Genomic DNA, 22509 nt, shown 5'->3' with positions numbered 1-22509 from the left:
AGAAAGGAGATGACTTTGACCTGGTAGCAGTTCAAAGGAAAGAGTCTTCATCTTGCCAAAGGTCTCCTTGAGCTGGCTAACCGTTCCATCAAAAATCTCTTGCCCCTTATCAATCATAAAAATTCGATCACAGAGTTGCTCAATGTCGCTCAGGTCGTGAGTGGTCAAGAGGATAGTTGTTTCTTCCTCCTGATTGATCTGGGTAATAGCCCGACGAATATTGTCCTTGACGGAAACATCCAGACCAATGGTCGGTTCATCTAAAAAGAGAACCTTGGGATTGTGAAGCAAGGAAGCCGCAATATCCGCCCGCATCCGTTGCCCCAGTGAAAGAGTCCGCACGGGATCCTTGATAAATTCCTTCAAATCCAAGACTTCATTTAAAAAGTCCATGCGTTTATGAAAAAGTGAGTCTGGCACATCGTAAATCTCTTTCAAGACCGTGTAGGTCTCTTGCAGTGCCAAATCCCACCATAGCTGGGTTCGTTGTCCAAAGACAACCCCGATATCCTTGACATAGTCTTGACGATTGTCCTGCGGAATCTTGCCATTGATCCGACAATAGCCCGATGTCGGTTTTAAAATCCCTGTCAGCATTTTGATGGTTGTTGACTTCCCAGCACCATTTGCGCCGATAAAACCTAGAATTTGGCCCTTGGGTACCTCAAAAGTCAAATCCTTGACCGCTTCAAAGGTCTGCTTTTCAGGATGAATAAAGGAGCGCAAAGCCCCTTTCAAGCCTGGTTCCTTAACAGTCTTCACAAAATTTTTCTGAAGATGTTCCACTTCTATCATTGCCATATCTATCTCCCTATCGCAAGGAATAGCAACATTGTATTTTTGACTACAAATATTCTAAGTCCTTACTTTCTAAACTTTCTAATTGTTATTCTTACAGAAGGCTTTATACCAACCTATTATAGTCCAATAAAAAACGGAATGCAAGCGTTTGCCTACAGATTATGAAATTAGAGATTTCACTCTTAAAATGCTATTTTAAATCCAAAATTCTGGTTTAATAGTTTCCTTAAAACACCAAAAAGACCTGCCCGATGGGCAGGTTACGAGTTGTAAAAAGCAAACTATTTTGATCAATATGATTCACTATTTAATCAACGAACTAATCTTTCAAAATTCTTTTCACAATCCCATCTCTATCAATTAGAAAACAATCTGGAAAGGTCATATGCTCCCATTTTTCATAATCAAAACTGGAATCAAAGTGATGTAGTAGTATTCCTATCAAATTCCCGTGTGAACTAAGTAAAATCATTTTTTCTGAGTATCTCTCTTCCAATTCCATTAAAAAATTTAGTACTCTAGCTAGTGCGTCTTGATTTGATTCCCCTTCTAAAAGAGATTCACTAGGATTTTGCCATAAATATTTAATACTGTCTTCAAACTCAGAATCTTTTATAAAGGTTGAAGATAATTTTCGCTCTCGTAACCGATTATCAAGAACTATTTTATCAAATTGAATTGGCGAGCTATTAATCGTTTCAAATGCTCGTTTATAAGGACTAGAAAAATAATAATCAATATTAAAAGAATTCAAAAAATCTAACTGGTCAAGAGATGAGAATCCTTTTTCTGATAAAGTTCTATTGAAATCATCACTTGAAAATCTTGAATGAGCATGTCTAAGTAAAATATAAGAATTATTCATAAGTCATTACCTTTCAATTATTATCATCAGTCTCAATGGATTTTTAAGCCCTCAATTATTCTCTAAAAATTCTTTAATGCGAGAAACAATAGCATCGCTTTGATAATGATAGAGGTCGTGAGGCGCATCCATATAGACGACTTGAACATTAGACTGGTCGCTTGCAAATCTCTCTGCATAACGTTGCCATTCTGATTGGCTAAAACTGGTGCCTTCGCCGTTAGATACCAGTAATAAGGTGGGAATTTTCGGATTGATGCTAGAGGGAACTTTCTTAGCATTTTCCTTTACCGTTTGAGATTCATAAAGCATGGCTTGTGACATCAACTGCTTATAAGCTAGAAGTTTATATTGTTTTCGTTCATTTTCGGTCAGAGTTTGATTTTTTATATAAAAAGACTCAGGTAAATAGCGTAATAAACCAATCTTGCTACTCCAATATGCCACAGTGAGCAAGGCCTGATTATCCTTTAAATTCTCATAACTTGACGGCAGTGCCCAATCCAGACCAATCAAGGCTTTCACTTCATCAGGATACTTCTCCTGCCAAGCCAAACTCTCTAGACTAGCCATGGAATGAGACAGAATGATAAACGGCCCTGTGATATTTGCTTGGGAAAGAGCTTGGCGAGTCTCAGACAAAACCTCCATCACATCTCTTGAATGATTGCTATCATCACTATAACCATATCCCGCCCTCTCCACGATAACTAGCTTATACTGTTTCGATAAGGATTCCGATACTTCTTTAAAATCCAATATAGGAGAAGCAATACCAGCACCTGAGATAACTACTATAGTCTCAGGTCCTTCACCTTGAACATAAACATTCATTTGATGACCATTGACAAGAACTTGCTGTCCCACAGGTGTTAGTGAGGCTTGTTCCTTTTCCAAACTGATACGATGAAAGATGAATGTTGCCCCTAAAAACAAAAGAATGAAACTAAGAAAGCCAAGACTCCATTTTTTCAGTTTTTTCATAGCATTATTGTACAAAAATTAGACTCTTTTAGCAACTTAAGATAGATTCTTCCCCAACATATTCTCTATAGTTTCAAACACCAAAAAACCTGCCCTTAGGGGCAGGTTCTTTCTGTATTGTTCAGCTCGATTAAGCTTTACCTTCTGAACCGAATACGTCGATGCGTTCTTCAACTGATGCTTGGATAGCTTTTACACCGTCAGCCAAGAATTTACGTGGGTCGAAGAGTTTTTTCTTGTCGTATTCTGCTTCGTTTGCTTCGTAGTCACGAGCAAATTTACGAGTTGCGTTAGCGAATGCGATTTGACATTCAGTGTTAACGTTAACTTTCGCAACACCAAGTTTGATAGCTGCTTGGATTTGCTCATCAGGAATACCTGATCCACCGTGCAATACGATTGGGAAACCTGGAAGAGCTTCTGTCAATTTTTGCAAGTGGTCAAGGTCAAGACCTTCCCAGTTTGCTGGGTATGGACCGTGGATGTTACCGATACCAGCTGCCAAGAAGTCGATACCAGTTGCAACCATTGCTTTAGCGTCTTCGATTGGAGCCAATTCACCTTTACCGATGATACCGTCTTCTTCACCACCGATAGTACCAACTTCAGCTTCTACTGAGATACCTTTAGCGTGAGCTTTTTCAACAACTTCTTTAGCCAATTTAAGGTTTTCTTCAACTGGAAGGTGTGAACCGTCAAACATGATTGAAGTGTAACCAACTTCGATACACTCAAGTGCATCTTCGTAGTGACCGTGGTCAAGGTGGATAGCTACTGGTACAGTGATACCCATTGACTCAACAAGGTTAGCGATCAAGTTGCGAGCAACTTTGTAACCACCCATGTATTTAGCAGCACCCATTGAAGTTTGGATCAAAACTGGAGCTTTTTTAGCTTCTGCTGCACGCAAGATAGCTTGAGTCCACTCAAGGTTGTTTGTGTTAAATCCACCAACTGCATAACCGTTGTCACGAGCTGCTTGGACAAATTTTTCTGCTGAAACGATTGCCATTTGTCAGGCCTCCTATATATTTTTTGGGACATCCCATTTACATTGTTCATTTTATCACTTTTTGACAAAAAAAGCTAGTTTTTCCCATACTTTAGATTGAATTTCTTCCAACTCAATCAATGTAAACCCTTTCTTTCCCTTAGTCTTGATCGACTTTAGGATAAGACATGAAGAAGGTCAAACGATAATCTTGCATCTCAAAATGATAAGGTAATTTCTCGTGTTCTAATAAACTTTTGACCACAAAGAGCCCCATTCCTGAACCCTTGGCCTTGCGACTAGCATTTTCAGAAAAAGACTGGGCCAATTTTTCTTGTTCTTCAGAACTACAGCTATTCTCAATAAAGAGTTCTCCTTCTCTCTCCCCGATGCGGACCAGGCCACCTGGAGTGGAGTGCTTGATGGCATTGCTGATGAGATTAGATAGGATCAATTTCATGACAGATGGGTTTATGTAAGCTTGCTGACGGGTTAGGCTAATGTCTACCTGAAGTTCTCTCTCCTTGGCGAGCAAAGCATAATCATTAACCAGACTTTGCGTCATCTGAAGAAGGTCGACCTCTTCTTTCTCGTCTCGCAATTCCTGAACAGAAGAAAGAGACAGTATCTGGAGAACGTGGTGGCTGAGGTCATCCACAATCCCCAAGGCAACTCCAAGATAATGGTCTCTATCCTTATAACGGCCGACATTTTCTTTCATATTTTCGATTAGGATTTTCAAGCTAGCCAGTGGTGTTTTCAATTCATGAGAAGCTCCTCGCAGGAACTCAACCTTCATCTTCTCCAGCTGGAGAATAGCTTCATTCTTGTCATGCAAGTCCGCAATGACAGTCAAGAGATGCTGGTAAAGGCTATTGATTTGTTCCTTGAGATCACCAATCTCGTCCTTAGAATCTACACGCAATCGCACTTGGGCATCCAAATCCATCATCCGACGGGTCACTCGCTTGATTTCCAAAATCGGTGCAACAATGGTTCGAGCATAGATATAGGCTACCAAGAGGGAAATCAGAAAGGATGCCAGCAAGGTATAGGGGAGAAACTGGAGACTGATCTGCTCTGCTTCTTTTTGCAAGTCCATGGAAGCTAGAAATTGGAGAGTCATGGTGCTACCATCTTGCGTTTTCACCTCACGCTCCTCGATAAAGAGGGAAATGGTCTGGCGGTCCGTATCCAGAGGAAGATTGTCCTTGACTTCTAACTTGTCCTCGGTCATCTCTCCCTTGACAGCCCCTTTGATATCACTGGTCTGGGAATACAAGTCTAAGACTTGCTCAATATTCTGCCTATCTTTTCCGTCTAGGGATTGGGCAATAGCAGTCGCTTTCTGACCAATGGTTTCCTGACGATGGCTCAGATAAGTAGAGGGAAAGAGAAAATAAATGGCTAAATGAAGACAAATAACCAGAACACTAAAAATCGAGAAGGTATAGCTAAAAATCTTTGTAAATAAACCTGTTCGTTTCATTTTCGCTCCAATTTATAACCAACATTGCGCACAGTGAGGATGCAATCCAAGTCTAGCTTTTTCCGCAGTTCTTTGATATAGACATCAATGACACGGTCAAAGGGAACCTCATCTGTTGCCTTCCAGACCGCATCGATAATCTGAGAACGAGTCAAGGCCCGTCCTTCATTTTTCACCAGATAGTCCAGAATTTCCAACTCTTTGGCATTAATGGCCACTTCTTGACCTGCGAGGCTTGCACTGTAACTCTCAAAATCCACCTTGGTATCCTTATAGGAGAAGACTCGTCCCGTATCGTAGTAGCGCTTGAAAATTGCATCCACCCTCACTTTTAGAAGGGAGAGAGAGAAGGGCTTTTCCAGATAACCATCTGCTAGAGAAGCAAAAGCACTCATCTTGTATTCCTCATCCTGAAAGGCGGTTAACATCAGGACAGGGACCTGACTGGTTTTACGAATCTCCGCTAGGACTTCGAGGCCATTAAGCTTGGGCATTTGGATATCCAATAAAACTAGGGCTACTTCATAGCTGGAAAATTTTTCCAGAGCTTCTTGACCGTCTGCTGCCTCAATGGTTTCATAACCACAATCCGTCAAATAGTCACTGATTCCCTCACGGATCATCTCTTCATCTTCTACAATTAAAATTTTCATAGAAAAAACGGTTCACATCCTTTAAATTTCTTGTAAATCTCCTCTGTTTCATCCTGATAGGAAGAGTCCTTATACTCAATGAAAACCAAAGAGCAAACTAGGAAGCTAGCCGCAGGCTGTACTTGAGTACGGCAAGGTGAAGCTGACGTGGTTTGAATTTGATTTTCGAAGAGTCCTTATCAAGACAAAACAGATAAAAATGCTACCTATATTATACCCCATTTAGGGGAGAATAGGTAGCAAGTTTTTTATTCGCTATCGAGCAAGAGTTCTTTTGGTTGTTTTCTAAGGAGATTGCTTGAAGCAAGCGCCATAACGAGAACCACTAGAACCAAAGCAAGGACAAAGACGATGATAAAGTCTGATGTCTGAATGGAAATGTCTAGGCTCGACAAGGTCTTGCTAAAGCCGTCTACTTCTGCACCACCACCAAGGTTAGAAGCTTGAGCAGCCTTACTGGCTTGCTTGGCAACACCTGAAGTGACATTGGCAAGAACAGTATTTCCGATTGCACGGGCTGTGTAGTTGGCTAGGAAGTAAGCAGAAACAAGAGCAGGGATGGCAATCAAGATCGATTCGGTGATGAATTGCCCCAAGATACTTGCCTGCTTGAGACCGATAGAGAGGAGGATTCCCACTTCCTTGCGACGGGCATTGATCCAAAGACTGAGCAAGAGTGCAAGGAGAAGAACTGAGAAGCTCAAGCTACCCCAAAAGAGGAGGTTGGCCATCTTGTACATACCAGAGATGGATTGCTCTAGAGCTGGGTAGTTAGAGGAGCTCTTCACAAGTGTGTAGCTCTTCCAGTTGATACCGCTGATACCATTCAACTCTTTCATGACGTCATCCAAGTTCTTGTCCGCTGTTACAAAGAAGGTTGCGTCCCCATAAATAGCTGTGTCTTCTGTGTATCCATAAAGTTTTGCAGCAGTGTGAATGTCTGTGATAGCTGTGTTTTCATAGAGTTCTTGTGAGTAGGTTACTGCTGACTTATTGTGACCATCAAAGAGTCCCTTGATTGTCACTTCAACTGTTTCTTTGGCCCCTTTTTCATTGTCTGCATCATAGACATTAGAGTCCAATTTGACCTTATCTCCGACTTTCCAACCGTGTTTGGCTGCCAAGTCCTTGTGCATGAGGATCTTGTCCTTGTCGTCGTTGGTTAGGTGCTCACCTTCAACTAGCTTATATGAGCCAGAGACAAACTTGTCTTCTTTAGAGGAGTCATTGACACCTGTAATCATCAAACTGCTTCCAAACCGTTTGGCACGGTCTGCAGTGAGATTTTTCTTGGTTTCTGGCGTTTCAATGAGGTCGTATCCAGTCAAATCTCCGATAACGTTGATGCGTTTAACATAAGACTCGATGGCCTTATTTTCGGTGATTTTTTTGATATCCTCACCCTTAATATTCCCAGAACCACGTGGCGTTCCTTGATTGACGCGACGATTGATTTGCATGGAGAAACTATTGGTGATATTTTTAAAGGTCTCCTGAGAGGCCTTGGCAGTAGCTCCCTTGATCGACAAACCGACCAAACTCAAGCTCGCCATGAGGAGAATAATCAGGAAGATAACAATCGATTTGAAAAACTTCCTTGTAACATAGGCAAATGCGTTGTGTAACATAGGTTCCCTTTCTAGATTTGATTTCATAATTCTATCAAAACAAGCTCATCTTATTTTGTAGTGTTGCGAGTTTCAGTCAGTTTCTTGTCCTTCAATTCAAGTGTAATATCTGACGCTTGTGCCACTTCTTTACTGTGGGTGACGACGATCACACATTTACCTGTTTTCTGGGCAAGTGATTTGAGCAGTTCGATAATATCTCCAGCAGTTTTAGGGTCCAGATTTCCTGTTGGCTCATCAGCTAGAATAACTGGAGCTTCTGAGACTAAACTGCGAGCGATGGCTACACGTTGCTGTTGACCACCTGATAACTGGAGAACGTTCCGCTTGATCTGACTTTCATCCAAACCAAGCTCAAGAAGTGTATCCTTGCTTGCTTTTTTGTTGACCAAGCGGATATTTTCCAGCGGAGAAAGATAATCTATCAAGTTATAATTTTGAAAGACCAGGGAAATATGGTGCATGCGATGGTATGAATACCCCTTGTTCCGAATGTCCTCTCCTTGGAAAAGGATAGAACCTTCAACAGGACTATCTAGACCAGCCAGTAGGGACAAGAGAGTGGATTTTCCTGCTCCTGACTCACCAATGATACTATAAAATTTTCCGGGTTCAAAATTATACTTGATCTGATATAAAACTGCTTCAGCAGTGTTCTTATAACGGTAGGTAACATCTTGCAATTGTAATAAAGTCATGATTTCTCCTTCTTAACTAATAGATGATAAAATTTCTTTCGGCGATTTTCTAAATAGAAATACGAAACAAAGGGCTACAGACAAGCAACCAATCAGGAGCAGAAAGACATAGGATTCTGCAAAGGATAGGAGACTGGTTGATAGACCACTTGCTTTGGCCAGCGTGTCCTGTAAGGTTGCCTGATCTCCACTGGCTAGTACAGTTTGGAGTAGATAGGATGTGATGGCATTTCCAGCGATAAAGGATGGAAGCAAAGCTCCAAGTGATACCAAAACTACCTCTAAACAGAACTGGAGGAAGATCGAACTCTTGCCTTTTCCAAGTGCCAGAAGAATCCCCACTTCGTAGACTCTTTCTCTCAACCAGAGAGACAAGACCAAAATTAGGGCTCCTGCTCCTGCTATCAACATCCCATAAAGGAAGATGGTCAGGAAGGTTTGGAAGGTTGCCACTGAGTCTTTGATTTGTTCAAAGGCCTTGTTTTCCTTCTCGACTTGGTAGCCTTGACTTTCCAAAGCCAAGTTTTCCACCTGCTTCATGAGTCCGTCCATTTCCTTAGGATTTTCTACATAGAAGCGCGCTGCACTGACCTGCGGTTCACTATTTCCCAGAAGGGTTTGGCTACTTTCATAGTCTGTAAAGACCTGGTTTTCACTGAAGTCGGAAGACAAGCCTGTGAACTTTTCTTGTTTTTTACCAGAAAAGATGCCGACAATTTCAAACTCTACTGTTTGCCCCTTTCCAGCTTCGGACTGACCAGCATCCAAGCGAATCTTGTCGTGAAGCGAAAGACCATTCTTCTTGGCCAACTCTTCGTGGATGAGGATTTTCTTGGAGTCCCCTTTTTGAAGGTGTCGCCCTTCTTTTAGATTGAAAGCCGAACTGGTAAAGGTGACATCCTTGGATGAATCCTCGAGAGCCGTTAAGCTAACCAAGTTCTTGTCTGCAGCTGACAAATCATCACGTTCTACGCTCTGCTCACCACTCACCGCTTCCTTGTCTTTTAGTTTTGCGACCGTCTCAAGTTCAGGAGAGACATTTTCCAGTCCCTTAATCTTGCTCACGGATGCAAGGTCAGACAACTTGAAGGTCTGTCCATTTTCGATCTTTTTGATAGAAAAAGAAGTATTGAGTGATTTGTAAAGATTGCTTTCTACTGTTTTGTTGGACTTCATCAGAGTCAAACAGGCTGAAATTCCTGCTAAAAGGACAAATAAAATCAGAAATAAAATAAAACTTCTCAGTCGTTTTCTGCTGACATAAGCCCAAGCTCTTTGGATTGGATTCATTTGTCACCTCCATATTTGTAAGACTATTATAAAATCCAAATATGAAATGTTTATGAAATCAAAAATTTTTTTGATTTATTTTTTGAAAAAATGAAGAAAGCTAGCAACTGCTAACTTTCCTTCTTATATAAGGAAGTATAGTACCAATCAAAAATCTACTTCATTTTAAAAATGATAGTCACATCTTTCTGATTAGTCTTTTTCCATTTCCTAAGTTCTTCATTTTCTGACTAGTGTTTGAGGATATTCTTGATAGAATGAAATAGTGAACTCAGTTTAAATGTTCTGATACAATGAACTGTTCTTGATGCCAATATTTTTCTATACACGAAACGTAGCCTCTAGTCTTCTTTGTAAAAACAAAAAGAGCTAGCCAAAGCTAACTCTTACCCTATGCGGAGAGAGGGACTTGAACCCTCACGACCTAAAGCGGTCACAGGATCCTTAGTCCTGCGCGTCTGCCAATTCCGCCATCCCCGCGTCGATTACTTTACTAGTATATCAACTTTCAAAATCTTTGTCAACACTTTTTTCAGATTTTTTTCATTTTTCCAACCGGCTTATAGTTCAATTTCAGCAAGGTTTTCATCCAGTAATTTTGCTCCCAATGTGTTCTTAAAATGCCCAAGAGCAAACAGATGATTTTCTGGCCAAATAGAGGCAACCGCAGGTTTGACAACTTCAATGTCATAACCTAAATTGTAGGCATCAATAGCCGTATGAAGGACACAAATGTCAGTCAATACACCGGTCAAAATGACCGTATCTACCCGACGTTCCCGCAAACGGATATCTAAGTCCGTTCCTGAAAATGCTGAATAGTGACGTTTGTCCATCCAAAAGACGCGACTATCCGCCTCATGCTCAGCATAAAAGTCAGCTAGGGGGCCATAAAGGTTACGACCACTAGTTCCGATGATGTTGTGTGGTGGAAAGAGCTTGCTTTCTGGGTGGAATGTATCCTTCTCTTCATGAGCATCAATGGTAAAAAAGACATAGTCTCCACGATCAAAAGCTAATCTGGTTGCCTGATCAATGGCTTTTGATATTGCTTGAGCGGGAGCGCCAGCAGTTAGCTTTCCATGGTCTGCTACGAAATCCTCTGTATAGTCAATCGAGATTAAAGCTTTTGCCATTAGTAGTCCCTCTTTTTCACTTCCTCAAAAATATCACTAATTAGAACTTTGAGATAAGTCCCCTTCATTCCTAATGAGCGACTCTCAATAATTCCCGCTGACTCCAGTTTACGAAGCGCATTGACAATCACTGAGCGTGTAATGCCAATACGGTCTGCAATAACAGACGCAGTCAGCTGCCCTTCATTTCCATCCAATTCAGCTAAAATAGCTGATACGGCACGAAGTTCTGAATAGGAAAGGGTGTTGACCGCCATGGTAACAGCCGTACGACGGCGAATATTTTTCTCATCTTCTTCACGTTGAAAGTTCAATAGTTGAATTCCCACAACCGTGCTCGCAATCTCGACAAGAATCAAATCTTCATCTTCAAATTTCTTATCATTGCGCCAAATGATTAACGAACCTAGGCGAATCCCTGATACATGAATCGGAGCAATAGTTGTCAACCCATCTGGAAAGTCCGCACGGCTCTCCACAGGGAAAATGGTCAAATCATGTTCAACAGGAAGATTTGCTTCCGTATCATAAATCATGTTCGCCCCTTGTACATAGACCTCAGGGAAGGTTTTGGTTTGGAAGAATTGTTCTACACGGTCATTATTGGTCTTATAACGCATAAAGTAGCCCAAGAGACGTCCCTTGTTATTCACAATACAAGCGTTACAGTCAATAATATCAGCTAACTGGCGTGTGATCGCATTGTAAGGAAGTTCATCTTGGAGTTGCTCCTCAGAGCGCTTTAGAATAGACGTGATTTTTCTTGTTTTTTCTAATAAATGTGCCATTTTTTACCTCGCATATAATCGCTTCCATTATAACATAGAAAAGTCTTTATTTCAATAATTATCTGAAAATTGCTTATTTAATTGCAATTTTGAACAGCAAAAATATTTTAGAAAAAAAAGCGATTTTTTTATTGACATCCTATTTTATTTTTGATATTATAACATTATAAGAAGATGACATGATAAATCCCTTTCCGTTTCACCTATCCTTTACTATCACCATCTTCTTTTACTATCGGTCTCCTTATATATAAAAGCGATTCACACTGTGAATCGCTTTTTTCTATTTGTCTCCTTTGTTACGAATAACAAAGCCGGTCTTCTTTTCGCTTGAAGTGTTGCGAGGTTTTTTATTGTCTTTATTACGGTAACGTCTGTCTTTATCAAAACGATCGTTCCCACGACTGCCTTTTTTGAAATCATCACGGCGACCATTGCCGCGGCGATCACGGTCTCGACGGTCGTCCCCACGACGGCCTCCACGACCTCCCTTACCTTTGCCACCGAATCCATTACCTGATGGTTTAAATGGCAGTGGTTTTTCACGCGCAATCTCCACTTCAGGAAGGCTGTCTGGATCTTGGACTGTCAGACTCAAGATATACATAGCCAATTCTTCTGGACTAAATTCTGCAGCTAACTTACGAGCATCTTTAGCAAATTTCTCAAAGTTCCCACGAATGGCTTCGTCTGCGAAGTCTCGTTCGATTTTCTTGAGCGCTACTTGTTTCTTAGCTTGGAAGGCTTCTTCTGCTGTCGCTGGTTTCAAGCCTTTCATGCGTTTCTTAGTCAAGGTTTCGATGATTTGAAGGTAGCCCATTTCATTTGGTGCTACGAAAGTAATAGATTGACCTGACTTACCAGCACGACCTGTACGACCGATACGGTGAACATAACTTTCAGGATCTTGTGGAATATCGTAGTTGTAGACATGGGTCACACCTGAGATATCCAAACCACGTGCTGCAACGTCTGTCGCAACTAGAACATCAAGATTCCCATTTTTGAAATCACGAAGGACACGAAGACGTTTGTTCTGGTCTAAGTCACCATGAATCCCTTCTGCACGGAAGCCACGGATTTTAAGTCCACGAGTCAATTCATCTACACGGCGTTTGGTACGACCAAATACGATAGCAAGCTCTGGTTGTTCCACATCCATAAGACGTGTCATGGTATCAAATTTCTCTTGTTCCTTGACACGGATATAGTACTGATCTACCAATTCTGTTGTCAATTCCTTGGCAGCAATCTTGACATGCTCAGGGTCTTTCATAAACTGAACACCGATACGTTTGATAGCATCTGGCATGGTTGCTGAAAAGAGCAAGGTTTGACGATTTTCAGGGACACGGGAAATGATGGCTTCAATGTCTTCAAGGAAGCCCATGTTGAGCATTTCGTCCGCTTCGTCAAGAATCAGAGTTTCAATATCTTGTAATTTCAAGGCCTTGCGTTTAATCAAGTCCAAGAGACGGCCTGGTGTTCCTACCACGATGTGGGCACCAGATTTAAGAGCTTTGATTTGTTTTTCAATGCTGGAACCACCGTAAACTGAGCGAACTTTCACTCCCTTGCTACGGCCAAAACGGAAGAGTTCCTCTTGACTTTGGACAGCGAGTTCACGAGTTGGAGCGATAACCAAGGCTTGGATGGTCGCTTCTTCTGTACGGATTTTTTCAAGGGTTGGCAAGCCAAAGGCTGCAGTTTTTCCTGTACCTGTCTGAGCTTGACCAATAACGTCTTTTCCTTCGAGAGCCAAGGGAATGGTCTGTTCTTGGATGGGACTGGCTTCTACAAATCCAGCTTTTTCAATCTCTGCTAGCAATTCAGCAGACAAGTTAAATTCATTAAATTTCACGTTATTCTTCTTTCTAAAGGTGGTGCGAAGCCACCCTATAGGGCTTTAGTTTATACTTTTCTTTTCATGACGTATCTTCTACAAAAAAGAGATACCGTGTTGCTTCTTTTCCACGAAAGAAAAGTACTGGTTTCTTTGCAACCTATCTAGTATAACACAAGAGAGAAGCAAAAGATAGCCCAATTTCTCTAGAAAATCATGTAAGCGATTTTCTAGCAGTAAAGTAGCCCGAAACTGGTTTTTCAAAGGATTTGAAGGGAGCATTTCAAACTCACTCCATTTCCCGTAGCAGAATTGTGCAAAAGTTTTTTTCTTGTGCTAGAATGAAATGCGAATAGGAGGACTATAAATGTTAACTTATGATTTAATCGTTATCGGATTTGGTAAGGCAGGGAAAACACTGGCTGGTAAACTAGCTTCAGCTGGTAAAAAAGTTGCCCTTATCGAACGTAGTAAGGCTATGTACGGCGGAACTTGTATCAACATTGGTTGTATCCCAACTAAAACTTTGCTAGTTGCTGCTGAGAAAGATTTGTCTTTTGAAGAAGTCATTGCTACCAAAAATACTATCATTAGTCGCCTCAATGGTAAAAACTATGCGACTGTTGCTGGTACAGGTGTGGATATCTTTGATGCGGAAGCTCACTTCCTTTCAAACAAAGTCATCGAAATCCAAGCTGGTGATGAAAAACAAGAACTGACTGCTGAAACTATCGTTATCAATACCGGTGCCGTTTCAAACGTCTTGCCAATCCCTGGACTTGCTACAAGTAAGAATGTCTTTGACTCGACTGGTATTCAAAACTTGGACAAATTGCCTGAAAAACTTGGTGTCCTTGGTGGCGGAAATATCGGTCTTGAATTTGCAGGACTCTACAACAAACTTGGAAGCAAGGTTACAGTCCTAGATGCCTTGGATACTTTCCTTCCTCGTGCAGAACCATCCATCGCAGCTCTTGCTAAACAATACATGGAAGAAGACGGTATTGAATTGCTTCAAAACATCCGTACTACTGAAATCAAAAACGACGGTGACCAAGTCCTTGTCGTAACTGAAAACGAAACGTACCGTTTCGATGCCCTTCTCTACGCAACCGGACGTAAACCAAACGTTGAACCACTTCAACTTGAGAATACCGATATTGAACTAACAGAGCGTGGTGCTATCAAAGTAGACAAACATTGTCAAACAAACGTTCCTGGTGTCTTTGCAGTCGGAGACGTCAACGGTGGACCTCAATTTACCTACATTTCACTTGATGACTTCCGCGTTGTCTACAGCTACCTTGCTGGAGATGGTAGCTACACTCTTGAAGACCGTCTCAATGTACCAAACACCATGTTCATCACACCTGCACTTTCTCAAGTTGGCTTGACTGAAAGCCAAGCAGCAGATTTGAAACTTCCATATGCAGTGAAGGAAATCCTTGTTGCAGCAATGCCTCGTGGTCACGTAAATGGAGACCTTCGCGGAGCCTTCAAAGCTGTTGTCAATACTGAAACAAAAGAAATTCTTGGAGCAACTATCTTCTCAGAAGGTTCTCAAGAAATCATCAACATCATCACTGTTGCCATGGACAACAAAATCCCTTATACTTACTTCACAAAACAAATCTTCACTCACCCAACTTTGGCTGAGAACTTGAATGACTTGTTTGCGATTTAAGTTGAGACTGATTTGTTAGCTAACAGCCCTCTTTGGGCTGTTTTTGTTTCTGCGAAATCTCAAAACTGTCTTTTCCCTCTTTTATGATATAATAGAAACATGAAATTAAAAACTACTTTGGGCCTCCTTGCTGGGCGTTCTTCTCACTTCATCTTGAGCCGTCTTGGCCGTGGAAGCACGCTCCCAGGAAAACTCGCCCTTCAATTTGATAAAGATATTTTACAAAATTTAGCTAAGAACTACGAGATTGTCGTGGTCACTGGAACCAACGGGAAAACCCTGACAACTGCCCTCACTGTCGGCATTTTAAAAGAGGTTTATGGTCAGGTTCTGACCAATCCAAGCGGTGCCAATATGATCACAGGGATTACGACAACCTTCTTGACTGCCAAATACTCTAAAACTGGGAAAAACATTGCCGTCCTCGAAATTGACGAGGCTAGTCTATCTCGTATCTGTGACTATATCCAGCCAAGCTTATTTGTCATCACTAATATTTTCCGTGACCAGATGGACCGCTATGGTGAGATTTACACGACTTATAACATGATTTTGGATGCCATTCGTAAGGTGCCTACGGCTACAGTTCTCCTCAATGGTGACAGTCCACTTTTCTACAAGCCAGCTATTCCAAATCCTGTACAATATTTTGGTTTTGACTTGGAGAAAGGTCCAGCAAAACTTGCTCACTACAATACTGAAGGTATTCTCTGCCCAGACTGTCAAGGTATTTTGAAATATGAGCTTAATACTTATGCTAATTTAGGAGCTTATATTTGCGAAAACTGTGGATGTAAACGTCCTGACTTGGACTACCGTCTGACAGACTTGGTTGAGTTAACTAACAATCGTTCTCGCTTTGTCATCGACGGACAAGAATACGGTATTCAAATCGGTGGACTCTACAATATTTACAATGCTCTTGCTGCGGTTGCCATCGCCCGTTTTCTCGGGGCTGATTCGCAACTCATCAAGCAAGGATTTGATAAGAGCCGTGCTGTCTTTGGACGCCAGGAGACCTTCCATATCGGTGATAAAGAATGTACTCTTGTCTTGATTAAAAATCCAGTCGGTGCGACCCAAGCTATCGAGATGATCAAACTAGCCCCTTATCCATTTAGTCTATCTGTCCTTCTCAATGCCAACTATGCAGACGGAATTGACACTAGCTGGATCTGGGATGCGGACTTTGAACAAATCACTGACATGGACATTCCTGAAATCAATGCTGGTGGTGTTCGTCATTCTGAAATCGCACGCCGTCTACGAGTGACTGGCTATCCAGCTGAGAAAATCACTGAGACAAGCAATCTGGAACAAGTTCTCAAAACCATTGAGAACCAAGACTGCAAACATGCCTATATCCTGGCTACCTATACTGCTATGCTGGAATTCCGCGAACTGCTGGCTAGTCGTCAGATTGTTAGAAAGGAGATGAACTAATGGTTTATACTTCACTTTCCTCAAAAGCTGGCAATTACCCTTATCAGCTCAACATTGCCCACCTCTATGGAAACCTCATGAATACCTACGGGGACAACGGCAATATCCTCATGCTCAAGTATGTGGCTGAAAAACTGGGAGCTCATGTAACAGTTGATATCGTTTCACTTCATGATGATTTTGATGAAAACCACTACGATATCGCCTTTTTCGGTGGTGGTCAAGACTTTGAACAAAGTATCATCGCAGGCGATCTACCTGCCAAGAAAGAGAGCATTGACAACTACATCCAAAACGACGGAGTGGTTCTCGCTATCTGCGGTGGTTTCCAACTATTGGGTCAATATTATGTTGAAGCTTCAGGGAAACGCATCGAAGGGCTAGGGGTCATGGGCCACTATACCCTCAACCAAACCAATAACCGCTTTATCGGTGACATCAAAATTCACAATGAAGATTTTGATGAAACCTACTATGGCTTTGAAAATCACCAGGGACGTACCTTCCTCTCAGATGACCAAAAACCGCTGGGACAGGTGGTCTATGGAAATGGAAATAACGAAGAAAAAATCGGCGAAGGGGTTCATTATAAGAATGTCTTTGGTTCCTACTTCCACGGACCTATCCTCTCTCGCAATGCCAATCTAGCTTATCGCCTGGTTACTACTGCCCTCCGGAAAAAATACGGTCAGGACATCCAACTCCCTGCTTATGAGGACATTCTCAGTCAAGAAATCGCTGAAGAATACAGCGACGTGAAAAGCAAGGCTGACTTTTCTTAAACTAAGGAAAATTAGATAAAAGAACTCCGCTATCCTTTCGGAGTTCTTTTTGCCTGTTCTTTTACCCTTCTCCCTTGCATTTTCTCTCATTTTTTGCCAAAATAGAGGGGTAGAAAGAAGGTAGCATATGTCTAAATTACAACAAATCCTAACATATCTTGAATCAGAAAAACTAGACGTCGCTGTCGTATCTGACCCCGTCACTATCAATTACCTCACTGGCTTTTACAGTGATCCCCATGAACGCCAAATGTTCCTCTTTGTTTTAGCGGATCAGGAACCTCTCCTCTTTGTCCCAGCCCTTGAGGTTGAGCGTGCAAGCAGCACTGTCTCTTTCCCAGTTGTGGGCTATGTGGATTCTGAAAATCCATGGCAAAAAATCAAAAACGCTTTGCCTCAACTTGACTTCAAACGTGTCGCTGTTGAGTTTGACAATCTCATCTTGACCAAATACCATGGTTTGAAAACAGTTTTTGAAACTGCTGAGTTTGAAAACCTCACTCCTCGCATCCAACGCATGCGCCTCATCAAATCAGCTGACGAAGTGCAAAAAATGATGGTTGCAGGTATCTATGCTGATAAGGCTGTTAAGGTTGGTTTTGACAATATTTCTCTTGATAAGACAGAGACAGATATCATTGCCCAAATCGACTTTGCCATGAAACGTGAAGGCTATGAAATGAGTTTTGATACCATGGTCTTGACTGGCGATAACGCTGCAAATCCGCACGGAATTCCTGGTGCAAACAAGGTCGAAAAAGACGCCCTTCTCCTCTTTGACCTCGGTGTCATGGTCAATGGCTACGCATCAGATATGACTCGTACGGTCGCTGTCGGTAAACCAGATCAATTCAAAAAAGATATCTACAACTTGACTCTGGAAGCCCAACAAGCTGCTCTTGACTTTATCAAGCCAGGTGTGACTGCACATGAAGTTGATCGCGCTGCTCGCGAAGTCATTGAAAAAGCTGGTTACGGAGAGTACTTCAACCACCGTCTCGGTCACGGTATCGGTATGGATGTCCACGAATTCCCTTCTATCATGGAAGGAAACGACATGGTCATCGAAGAAGGCATGTGCTTCTCTGTTGAACCAGGTATCTATATCCCTGGTAAAGTCGGCGTTCGTATCGAAGACTGTGGTGTTGTTACCAAGGATGGCTTTGACCTCTTTACAAGCACCAGCAAAGATTTGCTTTATTTTGATTAAACCTAGATAAGCAAAAAGTCAGCTATTGAAGCTGACTTTTTTATTTTATCTTCTTGACACTCTGAAAGACTACAAATCCCACAACCATTCCCAAGGTATTTTGTAGGAAGTTTGGAAGGATTTCTGGCAAGGCTGCTGACCAGCCATTCATTAGAGTTGAGCCCAGAGCGTAGCCACTTACCATGACGATAGTAGCCAAGACAAGGCCTAGCCATTGCCATTTCCCTTTAAAACCTGCAAAAAATCCTTGCAAGCCATGGTTTACCAAGCTAAAGAACATCCACTGTGGAAAGCCTGATAAAAGGTCAAGCAGAAAAGCTGCTAGTCCTCCAACGACGGCCCCTTCTTTACTGCCAAAGTAAAAGGCAGTAAAGAAAATACCTGCATCCAAGAGAGTCAATATTCCTGTTGGCGTTCCAATTTTCAAGTAATAGCCTAGGACCACAGAAAGGGCGGTTAAGAGGGATACAAGGGCGATTTTAGTTGTTTTGGTTTGCTTCATATTGTCTTACTCCATATTGATCTGCTTGTGCAATAGCACGGTAAACGAAAGCTTTCGAGCTCTCTACTGCTGGTAAAAGTTCATCCCCTTTAACCAAGTGACTGGCGATGCTTGAGGCAAAGGTACATCCTGCACCCGCATTTTGGCCTTGAATGACTGGGTTTTCTAGAACAGTGAAAGTTTGTCCATCATAAAAGACATCCACTGCCTTGTCCTGACTGAGGCGATTGCCTCCCTTGATAATAACTGCTGGCGCTCCTAAATCATGCAATTTCTGCGCTACAGCTTTCATGTCTTCCAATGTTTTAATTTCCTGACCAGCCAATAATTCTGCTTCAGGAAGATTTGGCGTAATCACACTGACATGAGGGAAAAAGCGAATCAACTCTTGACAGAGTTCACTAACAGCTACATCGTGCGTTTCCTTGCAGACCAAAACGGGGTCCAATACCACAGGCACTCCTGGACGTTGCTTGATAAAGTCCAAGGCCTTCTCAGCCACACTGACAGTAGGAAGAAGGCCAATCTTAATTCCTGCAAACTCGACATCACGTAAGCTATCCAATTCATGTTGAAAAATGGCATCGTCAGTTGGAAAGACTTCAAAGCCCTTTTCGGTCAAGGCCGTCAAACAAGTCACTGCTACAAAGCCATGCAGACCATTTAAGGTATAGGTAGCCAAATCAGCTGATAAACCACCACCACTAAAAATATCATTCCCAGAAAGGGCTAAAATACGATTATTCTTCATAACGAATCTCCTTTAAATACAAGCCATTCGGTGCAGCCGTTGGACCTGCAAGTTTTCTGTCCTTCTTCTCCAAAATCAAGTCAATCTGCTCAACTGGCATTCGATTATTTCCTATTTTGAGCAGCGTCCCCACCATATTGCGAATCTGCTTATACAAGAAACCATTTCCTGAAAAGGTAAAGGTCAAAAATTGGCCTGTCTCATCAACACTAAGGCTGGCTTCTGTAATAGTCCGAACCTTGTCCTCTACACTGGTTCCAGATGCTGTAAACCCAGTAAAATCATGGGTTCCCTCTAATTTCTTGACAGCTATCTGCATTCGCTCCACATCGAGGGGATAGGGAAAGTGAGTAGCATAGTGACGGCGCATCGGATTTTTAGGACGCCCCCTATCCACGATAAACTCATATGTCTTGCTATGTTTTGCATAACGGCAATGAAAATCATCCGCCACAAGCTTAATTGAAATCACATCGATATCTTCTGGTGACTGGGTATCCAGAGCAAAACGGAGTTTTTCCACATCCATCTGATAGGGCAGATCAAAATGAATAACCTGTCCCAGAGCATGGACCCCACTATCCGTCCTACCAGCACCATGAACAGTGATGGCTTGCCCCTTATTGAGTCTCATTAAGGTTTTTTCGATTTCCTCTTGAACGCTCCGCGCATGAGGCTGGCGCTGAAAACCAGAAAAGGCATAACCATCATAGGAAATGATTGCTTTATATCTTGTCATAACTTCTATTTTATCAGGAAATAAAAGTGTAAACAAGTTTAAAAACCAATAATTGTCTGGGTACAAAATTCCCAAAAAGAAAAACTTAGGAAACCAATCCTAAGCTCTCTTTTGAAGTGCGTACATAACAAAGATAGAAGTGACAATCAACCAACATCCTAAAATGGTGAAGACCAACATACCGTTTTGAGTCACCAAGCCAATCGCACCAAGAATAAAAGGTGTCGTAAAGGCCCCAAAGCTACATCCTAGCACTGCAAAAGATGTTGCCTGATTAAGGAGCTTGGCTGGTATTCTTTCAGAAAGAAGCTGAAAGACAGTGGTCAAGGCCACACTGTAGGAAAAACCTGCCACAACACTTCCAACTACCATCACACCCAATGACGGAGACAAGGCAATCACAATCTGCCCCAATCCAAAGGTGATACCCGACCAAAGGAGCAACCTTTCTTTAAACAGAGAGATAAAGAAAGAAAAACTCACACCTGCCAAGATACCAATCAACTGCATGATACTTAAAACCAAGCTCGATAACTGGGCATCCCCTAGACCTCTTTCCACCATCAGACTAGGAATACGAATGGTGATAGCTGTATTGGTGCAGACAACTACTGCTGCTTCGACAGCCAATAGAAAAATTAAGCCTTTCATCTGTCCTGTCAAACGAGTCGTTTCGGTCTCTTTTCTCTTTGTTTCTTTCTTTTCTTTCCCATAAGGGACAAAGAGCAGATAAAGGATCAATACTAAAAACCCCGCACTGTAGGCCAAGAAGGTCACTGTCCATCCCAAGGATAAGAGTTGACCTACAACTAGAGTCAAAATCGATGCCCCGACAACTTCTGCTGATCCGCGAAGACCCAACATCTGGATCCGTGTCTTTCCATGATAGCGTTCACTGATGATGGAAATGGCCTTGGCATTGATCATCCCAACACCCAAGCCAAATAAAATCCGCATCGCAAAGACAAAGTTGTACTCCTGATACCAGAAAGGGGCTGTCCCACCGATAGAAAGGATGAGAAGTCCCAGACTAATCTGAAGTCTCTCAGGAAACAACCGCTCCAAAAACCCATTTAAAACCAGCATGATCATAATTCCAAAAGAAGGGAGACTGACCAGGAGCTCGATTTGTTCCTTGGGGTAGCCTTGATAGTAGTCAAACATGGCTGGCAGAGCACTTGAGATGGAAAAGGAGGTAATCAAAACGAGGGAGAGGGCCAAAATACTAGCCCGTTCTAAATATTGTTTCATGAATTTTCTTTCTGTATATTTCTCACTGTTTATCCTTTTAAAAGGAAGATGGCAAGAAAAGAAGGAGCCCGATTGAACTAGAGACTCCGTCCTAACTTTCCTAATAGGAAGACTATTTTCGCTTGATTTGCTTGATCAGATAGAAGATGAAGCCTGCAACCATATAGGCCGCAAAAATGATCAAACACCATTTGATAACCACGTCCCAACCCTTGTTCACATTTAAAAAGAAATATGGGAAGGGATTGTCCTTGGAATTCGGAATATTGAGTTTTAAGACCAGGCCGTTAAACAAGGCAAAAATCATATAAACCAAGGGCAAGATGGTCCATAAGACTGGATCCCAGATCTTGTATTGACCCCGTTTATCAAAGAAGAGGGTGTCAGCTAAAAACCAGAGTGGAACGATATAGTGGCAAAGGAAATTTTCCACACGGTAAAAGTCTGTCGCAATCGGAGCAAGCATAAAATGGTAAATCACACAGGTAATCATGATACTCATGGTAACACCACCCTTGAGACGAAGCAAGGTCGGACTTTGCCAATTTTCACCTGAACGGCTCATCACACGGAGCAGATAACCCGTGAAAATCGTTACCAAAAGATTGGACAACACTGTATAGTAAAGGAGCATACCAAAGCCACCGTGTTTGGTAATCTCCAAATAAACTCCTGTAAATGCCGCTAAGAACAAGAGGACACGACTATAAAAGATAAATTTATAATTCAGTTTCATGGCTAGATTTTCTTAACAAATTCTGACTTGAGTTTCATAGCTCCAAAACCATCAATCTTACAGTCGATGTTGTGGTCACCTTCTACGATACGGATATTTTTAACGCGAGTTCCTTGTTTCAAATCCTTTGGCGCACCTTTTACTTTCAAGTCTTTGATAAGGGTTACAGTATCGCCGTCAGCCAATTTATTTCCATTGGCATCGATAGCAACAACACCTTCTTCTACTTCTGCAACTTCTGCAGG

22 protein-coding genes and 1 tRNA gene are annotated in these 22509 nt (G+C 41.9%); 4 read left to right on the top strand and 19 right to left on the bottom strand.

The genetic code is table 11. From position 1 onward, the window contains the following. The 13 genes from GMD4S_RS04425 to GMD4S_RS04365 all read right to left on the bottom strand — a co-directional run. Window positions 1-801, bottom strand: an 801-nt coding sequence (locus tag GMD4S_RS04425; RefSeq protein ID WP_001240814.1) for an ABC transporter ATP-binding protein, incomplete at its 3' end; no start/stop codon positions are given. A 319-nt stretch (window positions 802-1120) separates the two neighbouring features. Beyond that, a complete protein-coding gene (locus GMD4S_RS04420; RefSeq protein WP_001066186.1) occupies window positions 1121-1666 on the bottom strand; it encodes a histidine phosphatase family protein in 546 nt (181 codons plus the stop codon). A gap of 51 nt (window positions 1667-1717) precedes the next feature. Continuing rightward, window positions 1718-2650 carry an alpha/beta fold hydrolase gene (locus GMD4S_RS04415; protein WP_000734266.1) on the bottom strand — a complete coding sequence of 311 codons (933 nt, stop codon included), beginning with the start codon at window positions 2648-2650 and terminating at the stop codon, window positions 1718-1720. Window positions 2651-2780: 130 nt separating this feature from the next. After that, window positions 2781-3662, bottom strand: coding sequence for a class II fructose-bisphosphate aldolase (locus GMD4S_RS04410; protein WP_001018999.1), 882 nt, complete (start codon window positions 3660-3662; stop codon window positions 2781-2783). 139 nt (window positions 3663-3801) lie between these two features. Continuing rightward, window positions 3802-5130 (bottom strand): sensor histidine kinase VncS, encoded by a 1329-nt coding sequence (vncS, locus tag GMD4S_RS04405; RefSeq protein ID WP_000831388.1) that lies wholly within the window; start codon window positions 5128-5130, stop codon window positions 3802-3804. After that, entirely contained in the window at window positions 5127-5783 is a 657-nt protein-coding gene (gene vncR / locus GMD4S_RS04400) for a response regulator transcription factor VncR (RefSeq protein WP_000697942.1), read from the bottom strand. The genes vncS and vncR overlap by 4 nt, the downstream gene beginning before the upstream one ends. 248 nt (window positions 5784-6031) lie before the next feature. After that, complete coding sequence (gene vex3 / locus GMD4S_RS04395) at window positions 6032-7411, bottom strand: ABC transporter permease subunit Vex3 (protein WP_000903007.1); 1380 nt, start codon at window positions 7409-7411, stop codon at window positions 6032-6034. A 50-nt stretch (window positions 7412-7461) separates the two neighbouring features. Next, a complete protein-coding gene (vex2, locus tag GMD4S_RS04390) occupies window positions 7462-8109 on the bottom strand; it encodes an ABC transporter ATP-binding subunit Vex2 (protein WP_000173737.1) in 648 nt (215 codons plus the stop codon). A 12-nt stretch (window positions 8110-8121) separates the two neighbouring features. Continuing rightward, window positions 8122-9399 (bottom strand): ABC transporter permease, encoded by a 1278-nt coding sequence (locus GMD4S_RS04385; protein WP_001068253.1) that lies wholly within the window; start codon window positions 9397-9399, stop codon window positions 8122-8124. A 394-nt stretch (window positions 9400-9793) separates the two neighbouring features. Beyond that, a tRNA-Leu gene (locus tag GMD4S_RS04380) sits at window positions 9794-9879 on the bottom strand. A gap of 80 nt (window positions 9880-9959) precedes the next feature. After that, window positions 9960-10535 (bottom strand): cysteine hydrolase family protein, encoded by a 576-nt coding sequence (locus GMD4S_RS04375; RefSeq protein ID WP_001029648.1) that lies wholly within the window; start codon window positions 10533-10535, stop codon window positions 9960-9962. Next, window positions 10535-11323 (bottom strand): GTP-sensing pleiotropic transcriptional regulator CodY, encoded by a 789-nt coding sequence (gene codY, locus GMD4S_RS04370; protein WP_000940726.1) that lies wholly within the window; start codon window positions 11321-11323, stop codon window positions 10535-10537. Before codY ends, GMD4S_RS04375 begins: the two co-directional genes overlap by 1 nt. Before the next feature lie 283 nt (window positions 11324-11606). Next, complete coding sequence (locus GMD4S_RS04365; RefSeq protein ID WP_000671078.1) at window positions 11607-13184, bottom strand: DEAD/DEAH box helicase; 1578 nt, start codon at window positions 13182-13184, stop codon at window positions 11607-11609. Window positions 13185-13533: 349 nt separating this feature from the next. Between GMD4S_RS04365 and GMD4S_RS04360 the strand changes: the two genes are divergently transcribed. The 4 genes from GMD4S_RS04360 (at window position 13534) to GMD4S_RS04345 (ending at window position 18285) form a co-directional block, all read left to right on the top strand. Next, complete coding sequence (locus GMD4S_RS04360) at window positions 13534-14850, top strand: FAD-containing oxidoreductase (protein ID WP_000958907.1); 1317 nt, start codon at window positions 13534-13536, stop codon at window positions 14848-14850. Window positions 14851-14949: 99 nt separating this feature from the next. After that, the gene (gene murT / locus GMD4S_RS04355; protein ID WP_000770019.1) at window positions 14950-16293 is read left to right on the top strand and encodes a lipid II isoglutaminyl synthase subunit MurT; all 1344 of its coding nucleotides are present in this window, start codon (window positions 14950-14952) and stop codon (window positions 16291-16293) included. Further along, window positions 16293-17075 carry a lipid II isoglutaminyl synthase subunit GatD gene (gene gatD / locus GMD4S_RS04350; protein ID WP_000263169.1) on the top strand — a complete coding sequence of 261 codons (783 nt, stop codon included), beginning with the start codon at window positions 16293-16295 and terminating at the stop codon, window positions 17073-17075. The genes murT and gatD overlap by 1 nt, the downstream gene beginning before the upstream one ends. A 127-nt stretch (window positions 17076-17202) precedes the next feature. After that, entirely contained in the window at window positions 17203-18285 is a 1083-nt protein-coding gene (locus tag GMD4S_RS04345; RefSeq protein ID WP_000040916.1) for a M24 family metallopeptidase, read from the top strand. A gap of 40 nt (window positions 18286-18325) precedes the next feature. On the opposite strand, the gene GMD4S_RS04340 is transcribed toward GMD4S_RS04345, so the two are convergent. The 6 genes from GMD4S_RS04340 to GMD4S_RS04315 form a co-directional block, all read right to left on the bottom strand. After that, window positions 18326-18787, bottom strand: a complete 462-nt coding sequence (locus GMD4S_RS04340; protein WP_000814995.1) for an ECF transporter S component — start codon at window positions 18785-18787, stop codon at window positions 18326-18328. Beyond that, entirely contained in the window at window positions 18765-19538 is a 774-nt protein-coding gene (locus GMD4S_RS04335; RefSeq protein WP_000794752.1) for a bifunctional hydroxymethylpyrimidine kinase/phosphomethylpyrimidine kinase, read from the bottom strand. Before GMD4S_RS04335 ends, GMD4S_RS04340 begins: the two co-directional genes overlap by 23 nt. Further along, window positions 19528-20277 (bottom strand): tRNA pseudouridine(38-40) synthase TruA, encoded by a 750-nt coding sequence (gene truA / locus GMD4S_RS04330; protein ID WP_000199159.1) that lies wholly within the window; start codon window positions 20275-20277, stop codon window positions 19528-19530. The genes GMD4S_RS04335 and truA overlap by 11 nt, the downstream gene beginning before the upstream one ends. A 99-nt stretch (window positions 20278-20376) precedes the next feature. After that, window positions 20377-21528: an MFS transporter gene (locus tag GMD4S_RS04325; RefSeq protein ID WP_000816261.1), complete on the bottom strand. Its 1152-nt coding sequence runs from the start codon at window positions 21526-21528 to the stop codon at window positions 20377-20379. A gap of 112 nt (window positions 21529-21640) precedes the next feature. After that, window positions 21641-22264, bottom strand: coding sequence for a Pr6Pr family membrane protein (locus GMD4S_RS04320; protein ID WP_000775204.1), 624 nt, complete (start codon window positions 22262-22264; stop codon window positions 21641-21643). A gap of 2 nt (window positions 22265-22266) precedes the next feature. Then, a partial coding sequence (locus GMD4S_RS04315; RefSeq protein ID WP_000295865.1) for a zinc ribbon domain-containing protein YjdM occupies window positions 22267-22509 on the bottom strand: 243 nt, incomplete at its 5' end.

This window comes from Streptococcus sp. GMD4S (assembly GCF_000296955.1).
Note: the sequence above shows the minus strand (reverse complement) of the source record. Positions and strands in the feature narration are given on the sequence as shown.